Here is a 20,483-nt window from a genome sequence, read left to right on the forward strand (position 1 = left end):
GGGAATGACTCCCAGGTTTATATTAGAAAATACCATTAAAGATTACTGAATAAGTTTTTCTAACTTTTCAGCTTCAGGGAATAAGATGTTATTTTCTAAATGTATATGTAAGTGTAAATCTTTTTCAAATTCATCCAACATAGCAAATGTTACTTTATAGGTATTACAAGCATCTGCTGGTGGAGTATAATTGTCTGATAGTTCGGCAATTTCTCTAAAACGTTCACCCTCATTTTCATGTTCTGCCATCATCATTGCAATTGGGTTCTTAACCGTACCAAATTGGGGAGATGTAACCGGACTTTTGTCTATTTGAGCTTTCACCATTTTTTTAATGAAAGGAAAAAGAATTAATTCTTCTTTTTTCATGTGCGAAGCTAACTCTCCTGTAGATGCAGTAAACAATTCGTTGATTTTAAATAATTCTGGATGTCTACCACCATGAACTTTACACAATTTGTCTAAAAATTGGTGTAAAACCGGAGTTTTTTCCTCTACATATCTGTGGTGTTTTTTCTCCACATACTCTGCTAATAAATCTAAAGGCCAAGATCTGTAATCTATAGACTGATCTGTATTAGTAGATACAACTTTTTCTAAATCGTTTAATAATAAGTTGCTATCAAGATTGTTTTTAGTACAAACTTCTTCAATAGTTCTATTTCCTTTGCAACAGAAATCTATTCCGTATTTAGAGAAAACTGATGCAGTTCTGTAATCTTCGGCAACATATTGGCCTATTTCCTTTTGTGATTCTTTACTTAATGTTTCCATGTGCTTCTCCCAACCTTTTCTTTTATTTGTTATTCTTTCTATGTTAAAAGAATTGGTGTTTTTAAGGGTGTTTTATTAATTAATACTTGTTTTTAATCTATTCGGATATTTTTGTCCTATTTGTTTTTAAATTTTTTTAAGTCTTTAAAAATGCTACTCCAGATTTTATGTCTAAAGCTAATTCTTCTAAATTAGTATGTTCAAGCATGTGTTTTAGTTCGTCTCTTACACTTTTAAATTTGTCGTGAACAGGGCAGGGATGGTTCTCATCGCAGGTATTCAACCCTAAACCACATCCTTTATAAATATTGTCGCCATCAATAGCATTTACAATTTGCGATAATTTTATACTAGAAATAGCGTATTTATCTATCTCAAAACCACCATAAGCACCTTTTACAGATTTTATAATACCATTTCTTACTAAATCTTGAAGAATTTTTGCTGTAAAAGCTTCTGGCGAATTTATTTCCTTAGCAATAGCCTTAAGGCTTACCCGTTTACTTTCGTAAGAGTTCAAGGCTATAAAAATAGACGCCTTAATTCCGTATTCGCATGCTTTAGAAAACATATATTCTTTTTAATTATGGTACAAATGTAAATTAAATATTTAATACGGACAAACTTATCCGAATTAAATATTGTTAATTTTTTTGCCTTTTATAATAGAGGTGAAAATTAGTTCTATTTTCTTACGAAATCGGAAAGGAGAGAAGCTTAATTTGAAATTTAGATTATAATTAGTATGTTAGTATTTTAGCTATAACTGCAAGTAATTTGCAAATAGTTATTAGAATTGTAGTATTCCATTGAAATAGATAAGTAGTAAAACTGGTTATTTGAGGTTTTGTTTTACGATAAAAACAAAATATTATCAAGTTTAGAGTACTTAGAGTTTTAGCAAAATGAAAACATAAACCATACAGGCAAGGTAAATAAAGATTGTTTTTAATCCGATTTCTCTTAGTTAGATAAACTAAAATCGGAATATTAGTTAAGTGAAACCCCTTGAAAGATTATTTTTCAAGGGGTTAGTTTTTATTTAAAATTATTAAATAGATAGGTTAATCAGGTTTGTTTATTTGATAACACAGGCAGTTTTCATATGCTGGATATGCTTTTAGTTTTGGGTGTTTAAATTCACCCGCCTTAGTCATTCCAATTTTCTTCATCACGCTTTCCGATTTAAAATTACGCTCTGTACATACTGCAATTACCTTCTTTAACTCCGTTTTTTTAAAAGCGAAGTCAAGACATTTTTTTGCGCCTTCTGTAGCATAACCATTTCCCCAGGCAGACTTTTTTAGTCGCCAACCAATATCAACAGCAGGGGTAAAATCTGTTTTATAATCTTGGTAAGCTAAACCTATAAATCCTATAAACTCTCCAGTTTCTAAAATTTCGGTAGCAAAATAATTATAACCGTATGTTTTATAATGGTTTTGAAGTCTTTCAATAAACTCCGATGTTTCAGTTGTAGTTAGAGTATTTGGAAAATGCGCCATAACGTCGATATCCGCATTTATTTTAGCAAACTCCGTTAGGTCGTTTTTGTTCCAATTACGAAATCCGAGTCTTTCTGATTTAAAAATGTATAAATTCCCCATATTATAAACTGTTATATTTTGTAGTTAGATGAAAATTTGGCCATACTATTTAATTCAATTTTCATTCCAATAGTAACTATCCGGATGTTCTCTTTTGCCAAAAATAGCCGTACCAACCCGTACCATGGTGGACCCTTCTTCAATAGCCGTTTCCAGATCGCCGCTCATACCCATGGATAATTCATGAACAGGAATCCCATTATCCAGAAGTTGTAACTGAATATTTTTTAACAATTTAAAACATTTCCTTACTTTTTCGGTTTCAGCTGAAAACAAACCAATTGTCATAAGTCCTTTAATATTAATTCTGTCAAATTGTTGAAGCTCTACAGCAAATTTCATTGAATCCTCTGGTTTCATTCCAAATTTACTCTGTTCGTAAGAGGTGTTAAACTGAAGAAAAGCGTCTATGGTTTTGTCCTCATATTCCAATCGGTTTTGTAACTTTTCTGCTAAACGAAGTCTGTCTATAGACTGAATGCAATCTACATTGTATTTCAATAAATCTTTAACCTTATTAGTTTGAAGATGACCAATAAAATGGGTTTGATGACCAATGGTTTTTAAAGCTTCATACTTTTTACTAATCTCGTGAATTTTATTTTCACCTATTAATGTCTGGTTGTTTTTAAAAGCTATTTTAATGTTTTCGGCTGAAACTGTTTTGGTAGCCATTAGAAGCTTCACATCTTCTGGATTACGATTTGATTTTAGACAAGCATTTTCAATTCTTTTTAGAATTTCTGCAAGGTTATTTGTTATTGAATGTTCCATTTTAATAGGAGTTTTGAGCCACGTATATCCACACCTCTGCTCCAGAAGCTGTAGTTTCTTTAACTCTTTTATAATTAGAAAGCCCAAATCTATCAATCTGCATGAGTTCTTCTCCCAATATTTCAAATACCAAGCCCTTAATATGGTCATTTTCTTCTCTCGATTTTGTCGCAATTGAAAGAATTTCTGTTTTGTGTATTTTAATTACCGAAGTGTCTTTTATTTCTTCATCGGTTAATTTATATCCAGATAATAAATCTTCTGTTCCTTTAAGTTCTCTCCCAAAATTGTCTAGTTGTACTTCTTTAGATTTTAATGCTCCATAAGAGAAAAGTAAATGTTTTCTTTGTTTTTCATATTGAATAATATGTGCTTTAATCTGTTGAAAAGCGAGGTCCTTCGCTTCTGCAAAAGAAATATTGTAGGTTCTCACTATCTGATTTATGCCTTCAGGAAAACTAGATAAAATTCCGTCGTAATATATATCCAGAGCTTTTTTAGAAGGTAATTGATATTCCAGTTTTATCTGAAATCGTCTTAATAGAGCCGTGTCAATAATGTCTAAATGATTGGTTGCGCAAATAAGTAAGGAAGTATCCGATAAATGATCTATTTGTTGAATAAGAGCATTAACCAATCTTTTTATTTCGCCTGAATCTGTCGTGTCATAATCTCTTAATTTACCTATAAAATCGAATTCATCTATAAATAATATGGCCTTTTCATTGGATGCCGTTTTAAAAATTTCTGAAAGATTTTTTGCTGTTTCTCCTAGTCTTGAAGAGACAAATCCACCTAAATTTAGAGTTATTACTTTTTTATTTAATGCCAAGCCAATAGCATGAGCTGTAGCGGTTTTTCCACATCCTGTATGTCCATGTAATAATATTTTATTATCTACCGGAATATTTAGGTTATTTAGCGCGTCTATATAAGTGAATTCCTCAATTAGCTGGTTTATCCTGTTTCTGTTTTCATTATTTAAGTGTAGCTCTTCGAGAGATAAAATTGTTTTTTTTGACTTTAAAGTTGTGTTATGGTTTGCCATGGGGTGTTTTATTCTGAAGACATTAATTTCTTTATTAAGCTTTTAATCAAAGAGCTGCGAGAAATGAATACTTAGTTTAAGAATAAGTGATATTGAAATACACTTAAGTTGCGCACTAAATTAAGCAATTTTAGTAACAGTTTTGAAAAGCATTTAAATTTTTGATATTATATTTAATGATATTCCAAATCTCATTTTATTCAGTTTATCTGTTTTTGAACTGATTAATTAAAAAGCTGGAAGCGTACTTCCTATCAGGGTTATTTAATTATACAAGAATAGGATTGTTTATATTAAACGAAATACTCCTTTAACAATCATTAAATTAGAATTCGCTACAATTTTTATCCATTTAATTTGAACTGAGTAGTTTTTATCCAAAGGATTGGGAACATAAAACACTGTAATTATAGTCGTAGGAAGTGATATGAAGAATATTTCTAATAGTCAATATGTTTTCTATTTGGTTCTAATTCAGTCTTTGTTATATTTCTTATGTGCTATTTTCTTTTGCTCTAAAATTGCATAAAATTTTCGCGGCGAGATTTTTAAATCTTTTGTTATTTCGCTCACTTTTTTCTTTCCTTTTTTATACAACTTTAAGTTTTCGTTTACTTTCTTATTGAAATAATGCTTTTCTAGTTTTTCAACGATTTGCAATTCTGTAAAATTTGAATCGTTCGCATATGTATCAATTTCCGATTTTATGTTTTTTAGACTACTCATAAGTTTGATTTTTAAGGTTCCAAACCAATTCTGTCAACACTTTTGTTTAACATCTTTAGCTCCGTTTCGCTACTAAGTTAGTAAATAATAACCGAATATAAAATCCGAAAGGATTTTTGCAAGTAGGCTTGAGTTAGCCTTTAATTTTAAACGGTGTTCTACCAGTTTTTATTTTTATCAGACTCAAAATCAGAAGTCCGATTAAAATAATATTTGTCCGAAATGCAAACCTTTCTATTTGTTCGTTTTTGTCCGTTTTGAAAGTTAGTTCTTTTGCGATTTGTGCTTTACTTTGGTCAATATTTTGGTTTTCTATTATTTTTAAATCAAACTGACTTTTGTTTTCTGTGATGACATTCAAGTAATCAATTTCATTATTTGCGGTTTTTGCTACAATCCAAAATTCAGAAGTTCCGTCATTCTCAAACCAAAATTCAGATTTTTTATTCGGTTCTAATTCTGTGTCATAAGTCACAATACTTCCTGTTCCGTTCCAATTATTGCTCCAAAATGCGATGGCATAGATTTTCAATTTTTTGTCGGTAAGATTTTCAATCCGAACATTAACTGGCGTTGAAGCTCCGATTGAGTCGTCAAACAAAGAGTGTAATCCCAAAGCTAAAAACCCAATTAAAACTCCAAAACTCACGAGTATTTTTAATCCACTTTTGTGCTTTGAACTCGCAAAATAATTAATCAATAAGATTATGAATAGAAGTAAGGCTGTAAATAGTAATATCGTCATTTTACGAATTGAAGTACAACTAGTTATATGAAACTAAAACTTTTACTATACACGAAATTCCATATGGACATTTTTTCATTTTAGAATTTTTCCTAATCCGTTAATATTTCTAAAATCTGAATTGCAGCATCACTAATTCTAGTTCCTGGTCCAAAAACAGCCATGGCTCCAGCATCGAATAAGTATTGATAATCTTGCTTAGGAATGACACCACCAACAACCACCATTATATCTTCGCGGCCATACTTTTTAAGCTCGTCGATTACTTGTGGAACTAAAGTTTTGTGTCCAGCAGCTAAAGAAGAAACGCCAAGTACATGAACATCATTTTCTACAGCTTGTTTAGCTGCTTCTTGTGGAGTTTGGAACAGAGGACCAATATCTACATCAAAGCCAACATCTGCATAACCTGTGGCTACTACTTTGGCACCTCTATCGTGTCCATCTTGCCCCATTTTAGCAATCATTATACGTGGTCTTCTTCCATCTTGTTCCGCAAAAGTATCAGCCATTTGTTTAGCTTTACTAAAAGAACTGTCGTTTTTTATCTCTTTACTATACACACCTGAAAAGGATTTAATTTGTGCTTTATACCGTCCAAAAACGGCTTCTAAAGCATCGCTTATTTCTCCAAGAGTTGCTCTTTCTCTTGCAGCTTCTACAGCTAAAGATAAGAGATTTTCTTTTCCTGATTTTGCAGCAGCCGTTAAATTAGTCAAAGTCTTCTCTACTTTTTCAGAGTTTCGCTCAGCTTTAATCTTATTTAATTGTTTTATCTGTTGGGTTCTAACCGTTTGATTATCTACTTCTAAAGTAGCAATAGGATCTTCTTGTGCAAGTCTATATTTATTTACTCCTACAATAATATCTTCTCCAGAATCTATTCTAGCCTGCTTTCTGGCAGCAGCTTCTTCGATACGTAACTTCGGAATCCCGGCTTCAATGGCTTTTGTCATACCACCAAGTTCTTCCACTTCTTCTATAAGTTTCCATGCATTTTGAGCAATATCGTTTGTTAGTTTTTCAACATAAAAACTTCCAGCCCAAGGATCAACAGTTTTGGTGATTTTAGTTTCTTCTTGAAGAAAAATTTGGGTGTTTCTGGCTATTCTAGCAGAAAAATCTGTTGGTAGCGCAATTGCCTCATCTAGAGCATTGGTGTGTAAAGATTGTGTGCCACCAAAAGCAGCAGCAGCAGCCTCAATACAGGTTCTGGCTACATTGTTAAAAGGGTCTTGTTCTGTTAAACTCCAACCACTAGTTTGACAATGGGTTCTAAGAGCGAGTGATTTTTTGTTTTTAGGATTGAATTGTTTTACAATTTTAGCCCATAGCATTCTAGCCGCTCTCATTTTGGCAATCTCCATAAAATGGTTCATTCCAATAGCCCAAAAGAATGACAGTCTAGGGGCAAAGGTGTCGATGTCCATTCCAGCATCTAGCCCTTTTTTTATGTACTCTAAACCATCGGCTAAGGTATAAGCTAATTCAATATCGCCGGTAGCTCCAGCTTCTTGCATATGATATCCGGAAATACTGATACTGTTAAATTTTGGCATGTTTTTGCTGGTAAATTCAAAAATATCTGAAATAATCTTCATGGATGGCGTAGGAGGGTAGATATAGGTGTTACGCACCATAAATTCTTTTAAAATATCATTTTGAATGGTTCCAGCCAATTGGTCTGGGCTTACTCCTTGTTCTTCGGCAGCAACAATATAAAAAGCCATAATTGGTAAAACAGCGCCATTCATGGTCATGGAAACACTCATTTTGTCCAATGGAATTTGGTCGAAAAGCACTTTCATATCTTCTACAGAATCTATGGCTACTCCGGCTTTTCCAACATCCCCAAATACACGAGGGTGATCTGAATCGTAACCTCTGTGTGTAGCTAAATCAAAGGCTACGGATAAGCCTTTTTGTCCGGCAGCTAAATTTCGTCTGTAAAAAGCATTGCTTTCTTCGGCAGTAGAAAATCCGGCATATTGGCGAATAGTCCACGGTCTGCGAACATACATCGTGCTGTAAGGTCCACGAAGAAATGGCGAGATTCCAGCTACAAAGTTTAAGTGTTCTAAATTACTTAAGTCTTCTTTGGAATAGGTGGATTTGACATCAATATTTTCAGCTGTATTAAAAACGGAAGAAGCCAAAGGCTTTTCGTCTTTTAAATCTGATTTTAATGTGATATGTTGAATGTTTTTTCTTGACATTTTAATGTGGTTTCAATTCCTTAGCTTTTTTGTTCGGCATTAATAATAACTTTACTAGAGTTATTTTTTTACTGCATTATTAGCATTCGGTTGATTGGTGTTGCTGACTTGTTCTTTTTCCTTAACTTTTGTTGGATCTACGTTAAATAGATTGGCGTAAAATAAATCAAAAGCTACAAAAGCAGCCATATACCTGTCTTCGTGCGAGTTTTTTACAAACTTAACAAGCGGTGGCCCAAATATATCCGAACGCATACTATTAGTGGAAACTAAAGCATGAAAAGTAGCTTTTAAATCGTTGTTTCTAAAATTGTTTCCAATACAGGTAAGTAGTTTAGAATTGTAATTAATACTGTTGTCTTGGTTCCATAAATCTGTGTCTTTTTTTAATGCTTCAAAAACCTTCATAGTATGCGGAGATACAATTTCTTGGAAATTTACTTTTCCAGCTAAAGCGTCTCTGGTGAAAAAAGAATAACCTCTTCTCAGGTTTTTAGTTGAAGGATCGTATTTGTCGGTCATGTCATCCTCGAAAGAAACTAAAGCTTCAAAATACAGTTTCGTGTCTAAACCATTGCAAACTAATATATTTTCTTGGTCGGCATACTTATAATCATTAAAAGTTGATGTTTCATTTTTACAGTTAAAAAGTGTCAAACTAAATGTTACAATTAATAGTTTTATTAGCGATTTGTTCATGCTGTTGTTTATAATTAATAGGTGTTTAAAAATCTTTAGTTTTATACGTGTTTTATTTTTATTCTGCTTCTAACCTGTTTTGCTCCAAAGTTTCTGCCAATCGTTTTTCTATAATTGGTTCAATAAGTGTTTTTCTCGGGTTGGTTTTAACAAAAGGATAAAGTTCTAACTCATGTTTCATCTTATCTTCTTGATTAGGATGCTTATTGGTTCCAAGTAACACCTCTTCGCCCTTATTAAATTGAGTTTGTTCTTTTTCAGCACTTTCTTTAATTTTTCTTTGAATAATGCCTTCTTTTAATTGTTTTAAAAAACCACCATTGGCTTCAATGTCTTTAAACAATTCCAAGGCTTTTTCTGCCAATTGTTGTGTAAGACTTTCAATATAATATGCACCATCTGCAGGATTGTTTACATTGTCAAAATAGCTTTCATTCTTTAATATTAAGAGTTGATTTCTGGAAATTCTACTTCCAAATTCGTTGTCTTTATGGTAAATAGCATCGTAAGCTAAATTGTTTATGGTATTTGCACCACCAAGAATGGCACTCATACATTCGGTAGTAGTTCTAAGTAAATTTGTGTTGTAATCGTAAAGTGTTTTATTACGTCTTGTAGGAGTTACAAAAATAAAGCACTCTTCTGGAATCTTGTATTCTGATGCTAATGTTTGCCATAAAATTCTTAAGGCTCTAAGTTTTGCAATTTCAAAGAAATAATTGGTGCCTACTGAGGTTGTGAAAACAAGCTTAAGAGGTTGGTTAGAATTATTTGTAACAAAATTTAAATATTCATTAGCATGAGCTAAGGTATAAGCTAATTGCTGCACCATTGTAGCGCCAGCATTTTGATATAGAGACAAATCAACACTAAATAAGGCTGTTTTATTTACTATGGTTTCAAACTGTTTATGGTCTTCTTGGAGATTAGTAAACCAATTTCCACTTCTGGCAAGATTTCCAATAATATCAATAAATATAAAGGTGTTTTCTTTTGAGGTTACTTTCAAAATCTTAGTCACATAGTTCGAAGACAAAAACTGAAGTTCAAAATAGAGTTTTGTTTTAGTTAAATCGATATTCTTTAAAAGAGATTCAATTTCAATATCTTCAGAAGGGATAATAAATTTTAAACTATCCGCGCCCCTTGTCAAAAGTTCTATAGCACGACTGTTAGATTTTTCAATATCGGCAACAAAAATGCTTTCGCAGATTTGCCATTCGGTTGCTTTCGATGAAGATACGTTAGGTATAGAAGTAAATTCATCTGCGTGATAAAAAGGTTTTACATCAATTCCTTCATTGGTCTTCCAAATAAGTGTGTCGTTATAATCGGCTCCTTTTAAATCTGCCTGAATTTTTTGCCTCCATTCTTTGGATGAAACTTCGTTAAAATCATTAAATAATTTTGTACTCATTTTTCTTTAGTTTTTGGAAGACTGTCTTGATATTCTATAATAAATATCTCTTCATTGTCCTGCTTCATATAATATTTTTCTCGAGCCAATTTTTCAACACCTTCTTCTGTGCTCAATTCTTTTATGGCTTTTTTGTCTTTAATTATTTCGTTTTTATAAAAATCTTTTTCGGTTTCTAATTCTTCAATTTCCTTATTTAATTCGTTATGAATTAACCATGAATTGGCATCGAAAAACAGCATCCAAATGGCAAATATTAATAGTATGAAAACAAAAATATTCTTAAAAGGTTTTATGTATTTACTTGGTTTTTTTGCCACTATATAAGACTTTGATTGATAATTGTTTTTACAATATCTACTGCAACCGTATTGTATTTATTGTTGGGAATTATTATGTCTGCATACTCTTTCATTGGCTCAATAAACTGTTGATGCATGGGTTTTAAGGTGTTTTTGTATCTGGCAAGAACCTCTTCAATATCTCTACCTCGCTCAGTAATATCACGTTTTAAACGACGGATTAATCGCTCGTCGCTGTCTGCATGCACAAATATTTTAATGTCGAACATCTCTCTTAATTCTGGATTTGTAAGGATTAAAATACCTTCAACTATCATAACTTTTCTAGGATGTGTTAAAATAGTATCGCCAGTCCTATTGTGTTTTATGAAGGAATATACAGGTTGATGGATGTCGTTCCCTTTTTTTAATTCTTTTAAATGTCCCTCCAACAATTCAAAATCAATGGAGCGTGGATGATCGAAATTAATTTTCACTCGTTCATCCAAACTTAAATGCGAGGTGTCTTTATAATATGAGTCTTGAGAAATTACTCCAACCTCTCCTTCTGGCAATTGATTTAATATTTGATTTACAACGGTTGTTTTACCACAGCCAGTTCCTCCAGCAATTCCTATAATTAGCATGAATACATCTTTTTTTTAAAGCACAAATTTAGTTATTTACATTCAAAATATAGCGGCTATCTCTGAAACTTACAAAACCAAATACTATTTAGTTCATAGGTAAAAGTTTAACAATTCCTAAATTTTCTATTCCTACATAAATATATCCGTCGGGTCCTTGCTCTAAAGAGCGAACTCTTCCTAGCCCTTCTAGTATCTTTTCTTCATTTACAACCTCTTTATCTTTAAGAACACATCTACTAACATACTGAAACTTTAAAGAACCAACCAATAAATTACCCTTCCAACCAGGGTACTTATCGCTAGATATAAAAGCCATGCCACTAGGAGCAATGGATGGTACCCAATAGTGAATAGGAGGTTCTAAACCTGGTAACTCTGTATAATCTGATATTTTGGTTCCTACATAATTTACTCCAAATGTTACTTTGGGCCAACCGTAATTTTTACCAGATTTTATAATATTAATTTCATCACCTCCTTTTGGTCCATGTTCATGTGTCCAGACTTCTCCAGTTTCTGGATGAATTTTCATGCCTTGAGGGTTTCTGTTCCCATAGGTGTAAATAGCTTTTTTGGCATTAGGCGTATTGTAAAACGGATTGTCTTCAGGAATGCGTCCGTCGTCATAAATTCTATATACTTTTCCGCCATCTTTTGTTAAATCTTGTGGATTTATATCTTTTTCTCCACGATCTCCAATGGTAAAATACAAGTAACCAGCCTTGTCAAACACCAAACGCGACCCAAAATGATAACTAGCTTCTGTATTTGGAGTGGCTTTATAAAGTACTTCTTTATTAGTTAATTGATTATTCTCAATTTTTGCTCGCATTATAGCCGTGTTGCATCCTGAACCTTCCCCTTCTGGAGACGCATAAGAAAAATAAATCCAACCATTATCGGTATAATTAGGATGTAATTTTATGTCCATTAATCCACCTTGACCAAGTAGTTCTATTTCTGGAAGATTCTTTATCTGTGTCTTTTTTCCATCTTTATAATGAATAAGTTCTCCTTTCTTTTCAGTTATTAGTAAGGAATTGTCTGGTAAAAAAACAAATCCCCAAGGGTTTTGTAAATCGGATACTACAACCTCATAAGAGCTTTCGGGAGCTTTCTTGTTTTTTGTTTGAGCGCAAGATAAAATGCTTATAAAACATACAAGGACGGGCGTAAATAGATGTAACTTCATTTTTTTGTTGATTTGTCCATAAATTTAAACATAATACTTGTTAGTTAAAAAAGAAAAGCTATATATTTGCAGCTCGAAATTGATAACCGATTTATAAGTTGAGGTTCTTAAATTTTCTAAGAGTAATCACTTATAAATTAAACATCTCGGGGTGTAGCGTAGCCCGGTTATCGCGCCGCGTTTGGGACGCGGAGGTCGCAGGTTCGAATCCTGCCACCCCGACTAAAAAAATCCAATCATGAAAATGATTGGATTTTTTTTATTATAAATTTTGTGTTTTAAAAATTTTATTATCCAAATAGTAAAAATAAAATTCCTTCAATCTTTTCTCCAACTTTTTCCCTTAAAATAGCAAACGCCTTTGTTATGTGCGCTTCAACTGTTTTAAGTGAAATACTTTTGTATTCTGCAATTTCAATATTAGTTAAACCTTCTTCTTTACTAAGTAAAAAGGTTTCTCTACATTTTGGAGGTAAATTTTGAATTTCTTTTTTTACTAAAGCAATCATTTGCTCGATAGAACTTGGGTCTTGATCTTCGGTTATAATTGTAAGTTCGTCTATGTATTTCTTTTCTAAAGGGAATACGTTTTTTTGTTTTCTATATTGATCTATAAATTCGTTATAAGTCAATTTGTAGAGAAAACTACTTATAGAAAATTCGGTTTTTAACTTCTCTCTTTTATTCCAGGTTTTAATAAAAATATTCTGTACAATATCTTCTGCCAAATCATGATCGCGGGTTAATCCATATGCATAAACACAAAGTTTGTGGTGGTATGTATCGACCAAGAAAGTATAAGCTTTTGGTTTTCCAGATTTTAGAGCTTCAATAAGTTGCGTATTGTCTTTAAAAGGATCCATGTTATAAGAAAATACCAATAAAATCAGCATTTGTTGCGCAAATTATAAAAAAAGTCACAATAAAAATTAGGGTTAACAAAAAATCCGTCGTTATAAGTGTAAATAATGTAGTAAATGATACCCCAAAAAACAGAAAAATTAATTGTTAAATATCTTACTAATCAGGCAACAGCTTTAGAGTTAGATCAGTTGGAGGAATGGTTAAAAGATCCAAATAACAAACAGTTATTTAGTACATACGTTAAATTAAATTACGCTGTGGATTACAATACAAAACAGTTTGATTCGAGTGCCGTTAAAAGGAAGTTAGATCAACTTACAAAGCGTGAAAATAAAGTAATTAGATTGAAAAAATCTCAAGAGTTTTTAAAGTATGCTGCAGCTATAGTTATTGGAGTATTTGCTCTTGGCTATATGTTTAAAGACGATATATCTTTTATAAATAAGGAAGCTCAATCTGTTGAGATTTCAGATTATTCTATTGAAACAGGTTCTAATAAAGCTATTCTTACTTTAGAAAATGGAAAGGAAGTTGCTTTAGAGAAAACAAAAACCTATCAAACGGAGCAAGTTACTAGTAATGGAGAAGCTATAGTTTATCAACCTTCTAAAACATCTAATAAAGAGATTGCTTATAACTATTTAACAATTCCCAGAGGAGGTCAGTTTTTTATTACACTTTCAGACGGAACAAAAGTGTGGTTAAACTCCGACTCTAAATTAAAATACCCAATTTCATTTCAAGCTAAAGAGCCTCGTGTTGTCGAATTAGTCTATGGCGAGGCTTTTTTTGAAGTATCTCCCAGCAGCATGCACCAAGGAGCATCTTTTATTGTAAATTCCAATAATCAAGAAATCGAAGTTCTAGGTACGGCTTTTAACCTAAAAGCTTATGCCGATGAAACAAATACGTATACTACTTTAGTTGAAGGTAAAATTGCATTAATTACAGAGGAGACTAAAAATATATTAAAACCTACTCAGCAAGCAATTTTAAACAAAAATCAACCTGATAATATTTTAATTAAAACAGTAGATGTATATAACGAAATATCCTGGAAAGATGGTGTGTTTAGTTTTAAAGCAAAACCTTTAAAAGAATTAATGATTGTACTTTCTAGATGGTACGATGTCGATGTTGTTTTCGAAAATAAAAAATTAGAAAACACCACTTTTAGAGGCGTTTTAAGTAAGGAGCAAACAATAGAAGATATCTTATTAGCAATTCAAAATGCTAGTATTATTAACTCTTTTACTATAAAAGATAAAACAATAACAATAAAATAAAAAAGGGAACAAAGATTAGACCGTCCAAAGCTTAATACTTTATTCCCAGATAGTCATTACTAATCAATTAAATGTTTAACCAATTAAATAATATGCAAATTTATGGAAATTAACTTAAAGACAGTTTTTTTCGGCTTTAGAAAAAAACTACTCATCCAGATTATGAGATTATTCGTGTTTTTATGCTGCCTTTCGGCTTTTAGTTTTACGCCAAATACTATTGTTTCGCAAAATGCGAAAGTTACAATTGATATGGATAAAACAGTATCAGTAGATGAAGTTTTCGACATTATTATGACGCAAACTGATTACAGATTTATTTACCAAGAAGGTCTGTTTAACAACTTGCCAAAAGTAAATCTAAGGAAGGGAAGTATTAGAGCAAATAATTTATTAAAAAGAAGTTTGTCTTCGGGTAACTTTGATTTTGAGTTTATACAAAACAACACCATTGTAATTAAAAACGTACCATTGTCTGAAATGATGATTCCACAAGAACGCGAAGTAACTGGAATGATAAAAGACGAAACTGGGATGCCAATGGCCGGAGTTACAATTGTAATAGAAGGCACACAAAAAGGTGTGGTTACCAATTTTGATGGTGGTTACTCAATATTTTTGGATGGAAGTGAAGACGTTTTAGTGTTTTCATCTTTAGGTTATAAAACAGAACGCATAACAGTTGGAGAACAAAAGGTTATTAATTTAACCATGAAAGAAGATTTAAGCCAATTAGAAGAAATTGTACTTATTGGTTATGGCGAACAAAAACGTGAAGATGTAACTGGAGCAGTATCTTCTGTAAAAACGGAGGAAATTGTACAAGCTGCCACAGGAGCTATTGGATTCGATAAAGCTTTAGGTGGTTTAGTAAAAGGGGTTCAAGTAAGTCAATCAAGCGGACGTCCTGGAGCACCAGCAAGGCTAAATATTAGAGGTGTTACTTCGCCACTATCTAATGTTGGTGGTTTAAATCAACCGTTATATGTTATCGATGGTGTACCTTTTAATATAGATGCGCTTGGGGGAGCTAATCCTTTATTAACTATCAATCCAACAGATATTGAAAGTTTCGATATTCTTAAAGATGCTGCTGCTACTTCTATCTATGGATCTCGTGGTGCAAATGGGGTAATACTTATTCAAACAAAAAGAGGAAAACGTAATCAAGACCCAACTATTAATGTGTCTTTTACTTCAAGTTTTGCAAAACCAATAAATACCTTAGATGTATTAAATGGGAAACAATATAGCGAGTTTTACGATTTGTTATTACAAAATAGTGTAAACGCTATGAATGCTGGACAAATGGATCCATTTATGGCATTCGACTTAGCAAATATTGGATATGTAGATATAGACTTTAGTACTTTTGAAGTAACTTATGACGGCTTAAGAGAAGATTATTTCGGAACAGCTAACACTGATTGGAACGATGTTGTTTTTAGAGATTTAGCACTTACAAGCCAGGCAAATGTTAGTTATAATGGAGGGAGCGAAAGAACAAATTACTCGCTTAGTTTATCTCTTATAGATCAAGAAGGTTTAACTGTATATGATGAGATGTCTCAATATACGCTCGGTATATCTTTAGATACAGATGTTAGCAAATACATTAAAGTTGGAGGTTCGGCTAACTTGGGTTATACAAAATCACAGTCTGGAGAAGACGATTTATTCGGACAATATACCGTAAACACTGCAATTGCTCAAGCAAGACCAGATTTACCAGTTTACGATGAAAATGGGCAACTTTTAGGGCAAGAAGTGTATACTTATGGTTTTCCAACTTACGAGCCAAACCCATTAATGCGTTTGCAAAATAAAACAACCAATCAAGCTTATAATTTTATAGGGAACGCATATATTGAGGTAGAGCCTATTAAAAAACTTAAAGTTAAAGCAGATGTTAATTCGGCTGTGTTTTATTCAGACTACAGCAGCTTTATTCCAAAAATTACGCAAACAGACTTTGTGTTTTTTGAAAACGATTCCTTTTTATCAGAAGAAACAGCGTTAGTATCTAATTTAACTACCAACTTAACTGCAAGTTATGATTTTACTTTATCTAACAATCATTTTAATGTGATGTTAGGAGCTGCTTGGGATCGAACTAATTTTGATAATAAAAATCAGTTTTATAGTGGCTTCCCTAACGACGATGTGTTGATTAATGCCACGGCTGCAGAAACGGTAATTGGTTACGGACATACCAAGTTAGAAACTGGGTTAAACTCATTATTTTCTCGTGTTACGTACGACTATAAAGGAAGATATAATGCAACTTTTAATTTTAGAACAGATACCTCTTCTAAATTTGGTCCGGATAATAAACGTGCTTATTTCCCTTCCCTTTCGGCTGGATGGAATATTACAAACGAAAATTTTATGGCAGATTCAAAAACCTTCGATGCTTTAAAGTTTAGAGCAAGTGCTGGTCGTGTAGGATCTACAAATGTTTCAGATTATGCTTATATCCAATTTATTGGAACAACAGTTGCAGATAACTACTTGGGTAATACAGGACTGGTGCTAGGAAATAATTTTCCAAACCCAAATGTAGGATGGGAAACAACCGAAGAGTTAAATTTGGGATTAGATTTTGGTTTGTTTAATTCAAGACTTAGAGGAGGTATAGATGTGTATACCAGAAAAACCAATGGTGCTTTAGTAAAAGCTCCTATCCCATTAGAATTAGGTCCTAGTACTTATTATTCTAATTTAATAGATGTTACCAACAAAGGGGTAGAAGTAAGTTTAGGTGGAGATATTATTAAAAATAACAACTTTACTTGGTCTGCAAATATTAATTGGGCTTTAAATAGAAATAAATTAGTTAGTTTAAATGGTGCTAACATTAATAATTATCAATTAGATTACTTTATTGAAGGACAACCAGTAGGAACCATAAAAGGCTATAAAGTAGTTAAAATATTCCAATCTCAAGACGAGGTAGATGCGCTTAATGCAGACTCTCCAACAGGTTTATACGACCAATTCTCTACAGGAGCTGGAGACTATATGTACGAAGATATTAATGGAGACGGATTAATTACACAAGAAGATAGAACAATTATTGGAGATATAGAACCAGATTTCTTTGGTGGAATATCAAATACATTTCAATATAAAAACTTGACTTTAACAGCCTTATTCCAATACTCTGTAGGCGCAGAATCTGTTTGGAATTCTATTCCACAAGGGACATTCAATAACTTGGGTGAAAACAAATACAGCGAATATGCTTTAAACACTTGGACGCCAGAAAACCCAAATGCACAATATGCAAGAGCATTGTACTTCGATCCATCTGCAAGTAGTAGAGTGTCAGATCGCTATTTACACGATGCTTCTTATTTAAGACTAAAAAGTTTGCAGCTTAGCTACAAATTAGATAGTAACTTAATGAATAAAATGGGTGTGGATTTTGCCACTATTATGTTAACAGGATCTAACTTGGTTACATGGACTAAATGGCCAGGTGTAGACCCGGAAACTTTTTCTGAAAGAGGAGGAATAATTGATAGCGTTAGTAACGAAGATCCTTATCCTTTGGCTAGATCGTTCTCATTAGGTTTACAAGTTCAATTTTAAAAAAAAAGAAAATGAAAACATTTAAAAACACATATAGAAATTTTGTTTATTTATTGCTTTTAGTAGTAGCTACAAGCTGTAGTATAGACGATGTAAAACCTATTTATCAGCTGCCTGCAGATCAGGCTGTCACAGACGAAACATCTGCACAACAAGTATTAAATAGCGTATACGATTTAGGGCGACAATTCGACGTAGGAGGCTTCCCTTTATATCTAGCAGCTTATGGAAACGAAGGAAAGATTTCTGGTTTCCTTTCTGGAGGAAATGGGTATAACACCAATCAAGTGCCCGTAGAAAATATTTATTTAGCAAATCTTTATAATGGATATTATAAGATTATAAATCAAAGTAACTTTTTAATTAGAGAATTAGAAGCAGGAAAAGCTGTAGGTATTTCAGACGAACGTAAAGCAGAAATGATTGCCGAAGCAAAATTCCATAGAGCTTTTTCACACTTTACTTTATTGCGTTATTTTGGTCAGTTTTACGATCTAAACTCAAATCTTGGAATTGTAATAAAAACACAATACTCAACAGAACTGGTAGCATTACCAAGACATTCTGTACAAGAAGTTTACAACCAGATTATTGAAGATTTAGAATTTGCCGAAGCTAACGGCCCTGTTTTTATCCCTCATTACTTTACCGGTAGTTTAGCAGCACGTGCGTTATTAGCTAAAGTATCTCTATACGTTGGAGACTACCCAAGAGCAGCCACCTTAGCCAATGAGGTAATTAATAATTCTGAAGGCTATGTTTTAGAAACAGATTACTCTCAAATATTTTTAAAAAGCTTCGATTCTCAGGAAGTTATTTACGCTCCGTATAGTGGCCCAGGAAATGAAGGAGGTTCTACCATGGATCAAGTTAACAGAACCACATATAGCTCAAACTTAGAAGCCTTATCAGATGCGCAAGTTGGAGTAGTAGGAGACGGCGATTTATTTGGAAATGGTTCTGGATACGACCCGAGATTTAGTTTTGCCTACTCCGAATACACACAAGGAAATAACCAAAATGCTAAATATCCATTTTTAGATAACGTGACTTCTCAAGGAAATACCTTGTTTCATTTGCGTTTGGGCGAAATGTATTTAATTCATGCCGAAGCAGAAGCAAGACGTCCAGGTGGAGTTTTAATCGATGCTTTAAATAGCTTAAATGCGCTTAGATTACGTGCAGGTGTAACGGCTAAAGCCCTTGACACTTCAACCATTTTAGAAGATATTCGTGAAGAAAAACTATTAGAATTGTTTTTCGAAAATGGAGAACCTTGGTTCGATATGGTAAGGTATGCAACACTAGGCGATATTGATATATCTTTAGTAAAACCAACCATAATATCAGAAAACCAATATGTATTACCTATACCTTCGCAAGTAAGAACAGGTAATAACAATGTAAGTCAAAATCCAGGTTACTAATTAAAAACCTGAAAAAATAACTTTAAAAAAACACTATTTATGAAACATATTAGTTTAATAACACTATTAGTGCTTGTTCTGGTATCTTGTAAGCAGGAACAACCGCCTAAAGACTATTTAATTTTACATGGAAAGGTTACCAATCCAATCGATAGTTTAAAGCTACGTTTGTTTGATCCGGTTGCTAACAACACAATAATGGTTGGAGTGGATAAACAAGGTGAGTTTAGAGATACTATTAAATTAGAAAAACCAGCGACATTTACTGCTGTGTACAAAAATGTATTCGATCTGTATTTACAAAATGATATGGATATTAAAGTTGAATTTAATTCCGAGGATATAAGCAACAGCTTAAACTTTTCAGGAAAAGGTTTGGCAGAGAATAATTATTTAAAAACGAAATCTAAATCGACAAGCAAACTTTTTGGTAAAAACTATAAAGACTACCTTAGTTTAGATCAAGCAAGTTTTGATAAGAAAACAAATTCTTATGTAGATGACTTAAGAAGCGAATTAGATTCAAAAGCAGATCAAATAGATTCTACTTTTTTAGTAAATCAGAAAAACGCTTTAGAAAAGTTTAAAACGGATATTGCTAAGCAGCATAAAGAACAGTTACAAATTAATGAAACTTTAGGTAAAGGAAACCCATCTCCACAATTTGTAGATTATGTAAACTATAAAGGTGGAACAAACTCTTTATCAGATTATAAAGGGAGTTATGTTTATATCGATGTTTGGGCCACTTGGTGCGCACCATGTAAATACGAAATTCCATTTCTTAAAGAAGTAGAAAAAAAGTATCACGACAAAAATATTAAATTCGTAAGCCTTTCAATTGATAGAAAAGCAGACGAGAATAAATGGCGAGATATGATTAAAGAGAAAGATTTAACAGGTATCCAGTTATTAGCAGATAAAGATTTCGATTCTAAATTTATAAAGGATTATTACATATACGGAATTCCGCGTTTTATCTTATTAGATCCAGAAGGAAACATTGTTAGTTACGATGCTCCAAGACCTTCAGAAGACAGATTAATCGAGTTATTTAATAGCTTAAATATCTAATCATTATTGCAATGAAATTCAGAAACCAGAGAGGCAAAAATCTCTCTGGTTTTTTTAAATTATTATTTATCACATTATTATAATTAATAGATTGTAGCAATTCATATTT

18 protein-coding genes and 1 tRNA gene are annotated in these 20,483 nt (G+C 32.5%); 5 read left to right on the plus strand and 14 right to left on the minus strand.

Annotation, left to right across the window (positions count from 1 at the left end; genetic code table 11):
• Positions 1-42: 42 nt before the first annotated feature.
• The 13 genes from ric to OS188_RS04450 form a co-directional block, all read right to left on the minus strand.
• Positions 43-774, minus strand: coding sequence for an iron-sulfur cluster repair di-iron protein (ric, locus tag OS188_RS04385; protein ID WP_267147610.1), 732 nt, complete (start codon positions 772-774; stop codon positions 43-45).
• 136 nt (positions 775-910) lie between these two features.
• Positions 911-1,345 carry an RrF2 family transcriptional regulator gene (locus OS188_RS04390; protein WP_267147611.1) on the minus strand — a complete coding sequence of 145 codons (435 nt, stop codon included), beginning with the start codon at positions 1,343-1,345 and terminating at the stop codon, positions 911-913.
• Positions 1,346-1,838: 493 nt separating this feature from the next.
• On the minus strand, positions 1,839-2,381 hold the full coding sequence (locus OS188_RS04395) for a GNAT family N-acetyltransferase (protein ID WP_267147612.1): 543 nt from the start codon (positions 2,379-2,381) through the stop codon (positions 1,839-1,841).
• Positions 2,382-2,435: 54 nt separating this feature from the next.
• Entirely contained in the window at positions 2,436-3,155 is a 720-nt protein-coding gene (locus OS188_RS04400) for a YggS family pyridoxal phosphate-dependent enzyme (protein ID WP_267147613.1), read from the minus strand.
• 1 nt (position 3,156) lies between these two features.
• The gene (locus OS188_RS04410) at positions 3,157-4,203 is read right to left on the minus strand and encodes an AAA family ATPase (protein WP_323370443.1); all 1,047 of its coding nucleotides are present in this window, start codon (positions 4,201-4,203) and stop codon (positions 3,157-3,159) included.
• Positions 4,204-4,677: 474 nt separating this feature from the next.
• Positions 4,678-4,929 (minus strand): hypothetical protein, encoded by a 252-nt coding sequence (locus OS188_RS04415; protein ID WP_267147614.1) that lies wholly within the window; start codon positions 4,927-4,929, stop codon positions 4,678-4,680.
• Positions 4,930-5,062: 133 nt separating this feature from the next.
• Positions 5,063-5,578: a hypothetical protein gene (locus OS188_RS04420; RefSeq protein ID WP_267147615.1), complete on the minus strand. Its 516-nt coding sequence runs from the start codon at positions 5,576-5,578 to the stop codon at positions 5,063-5,065.
• 188 nt (positions 5,579-5,766) lie between these two features.
• On the minus strand, positions 5,767-7,890 hold the full coding sequence (gene scpA, locus OS188_RS04425) for a methylmalonyl-CoA mutase (protein ID WP_267147616.1): 2,124 nt from the start codon (positions 7,888-7,890) through the stop codon (positions 5,767-5,769).
• Between the two features lie 60 nt (positions 7,891-7,950).
• A complete protein-coding gene (locus tag OS188_RS04430; protein ID WP_267147617.1) occupies positions 7,951-8,589 on the minus strand; it encodes a hypothetical protein in 639 nt (212 codons plus the stop codon).
• A 58-nt stretch (positions 8,590-8,647) separates the two neighbouring features.
• Positions 8,648-10,006 (minus strand): methylmalonyl-CoA mutase subunit beta, encoded by a 1,359-nt coding sequence (locus tag OS188_RS04435; protein WP_267147618.1) that lies wholly within the window; start codon positions 10,004-10,006, stop codon positions 8,648-8,650.
• Complete coding sequence (locus OS188_RS04440) at positions 10,003-10,326, minus strand: FtsB family cell division protein (protein ID WP_267147619.1); 324 nt, start codon at positions 10,324-10,326, stop codon at positions 10,003-10,005. Before OS188_RS04440 ends, OS188_RS04435 begins: the two co-directional genes overlap by 4 nt.
• On the minus strand, positions 10,326-10,934 hold the full coding sequence (udk, locus tag OS188_RS04445) for a uridine kinase (RefSeq protein WP_267147620.1): 609 nt from the start codon (positions 10,932-10,934) through the stop codon (positions 10,326-10,328). The genes OS188_RS04440 and udk overlap by 1 nt, the downstream gene beginning before the upstream one ends.
• Positions 10,935-11,022: 88 nt before the next feature.
• Positions 11,023-12,129: a PQQ-dependent sugar dehydrogenase gene (locus OS188_RS04450; protein WP_267147621.1), complete on the minus strand. Its 1,107-nt coding sequence runs from the start codon at positions 12,127-12,129 to the stop codon at positions 11,023-11,025.
• A gap of 147 nt (positions 12,130-12,276) precedes the next feature.
• On the opposite strand from OS188_RS04450, the gene OS188_RS04455 reads away from it, so the two are divergent.
• Positions 12,277-12,351, plus strand: a tRNA-Pro gene (locus OS188_RS04455).
• A 68-nt stretch (positions 12,352-12,419) separates the two neighbouring features.
• On the opposite strand, the gene OS188_RS04460 is transcribed toward OS188_RS04455, so the two are convergent.
• Positions 12,420-12,992 (minus strand): RNA polymerase sigma factor, encoded by a 573-nt coding sequence (locus tag OS188_RS04460; RefSeq protein WP_267147622.1) that lies wholly within the window; start codon positions 12,990-12,992, stop codon positions 12,420-12,422.
• A 114-nt stretch (positions 12,993-13,106) separates the two neighbouring features.
• Between OS188_RS04460 and OS188_RS04465 the strand changes: the two genes are divergently transcribed.
• The 4 genes from OS188_RS04465 (at position 13,107) to OS188_RS04480 (ending at position 20,374) form a co-directional block, all read left to right on the plus strand.
• Complete coding sequence (locus tag OS188_RS04465) at positions 13,107-14,279, plus strand: FecR family protein (RefSeq protein WP_267147623.1); 1,173 nt, start codon at positions 13,107-13,109, stop codon at positions 14,277-14,279.
• Positions 14,280-14,441: 162 nt separating this feature from the next.
• Positions 14,442-17,873 carry a SusC/RagA family TonB-linked outer membrane protein gene (locus tag OS188_RS04470; protein ID WP_267147624.1) on the plus strand — a complete coding sequence of 1,144 codons (3,432 nt, stop codon included), beginning with the start codon at positions 14,442-14,444 and terminating at the stop codon, positions 17,871-17,873.
• An 11-nt stretch (positions 17,874-17,884) separates the two neighbouring features.
• A complete protein-coding gene (locus OS188_RS04475; protein ID WP_267147625.1) occupies positions 17,885-19,300 on the plus strand; it encodes a RagB/SusD family nutrient uptake outer membrane protein in 1,416 nt (471 codons plus the stop codon).
• A gap of 39 nt (positions 19,301-19,339) precedes the next feature.
• A complete protein-coding gene (locus tag OS188_RS04480) occupies positions 19,340-20,374 on the plus strand; it encodes a TlpA family protein disulfide reductase (RefSeq protein ID WP_267147626.1) in 1,035 nt (344 codons plus the stop codon).
• Positions 20,375-20,483: the final 109 nt, after the last annotated feature.

The sequence above is a fragment of the Xanthomarina sp. F1114 genome (assembly GCF_026410255.1).
In the GTDB taxonomy this organism is placed as follows: Bacteria; Bacteroidota; Bacteroidia; order Flavobacteriales; family Flavobacteriaceae; genus Xanthomarina.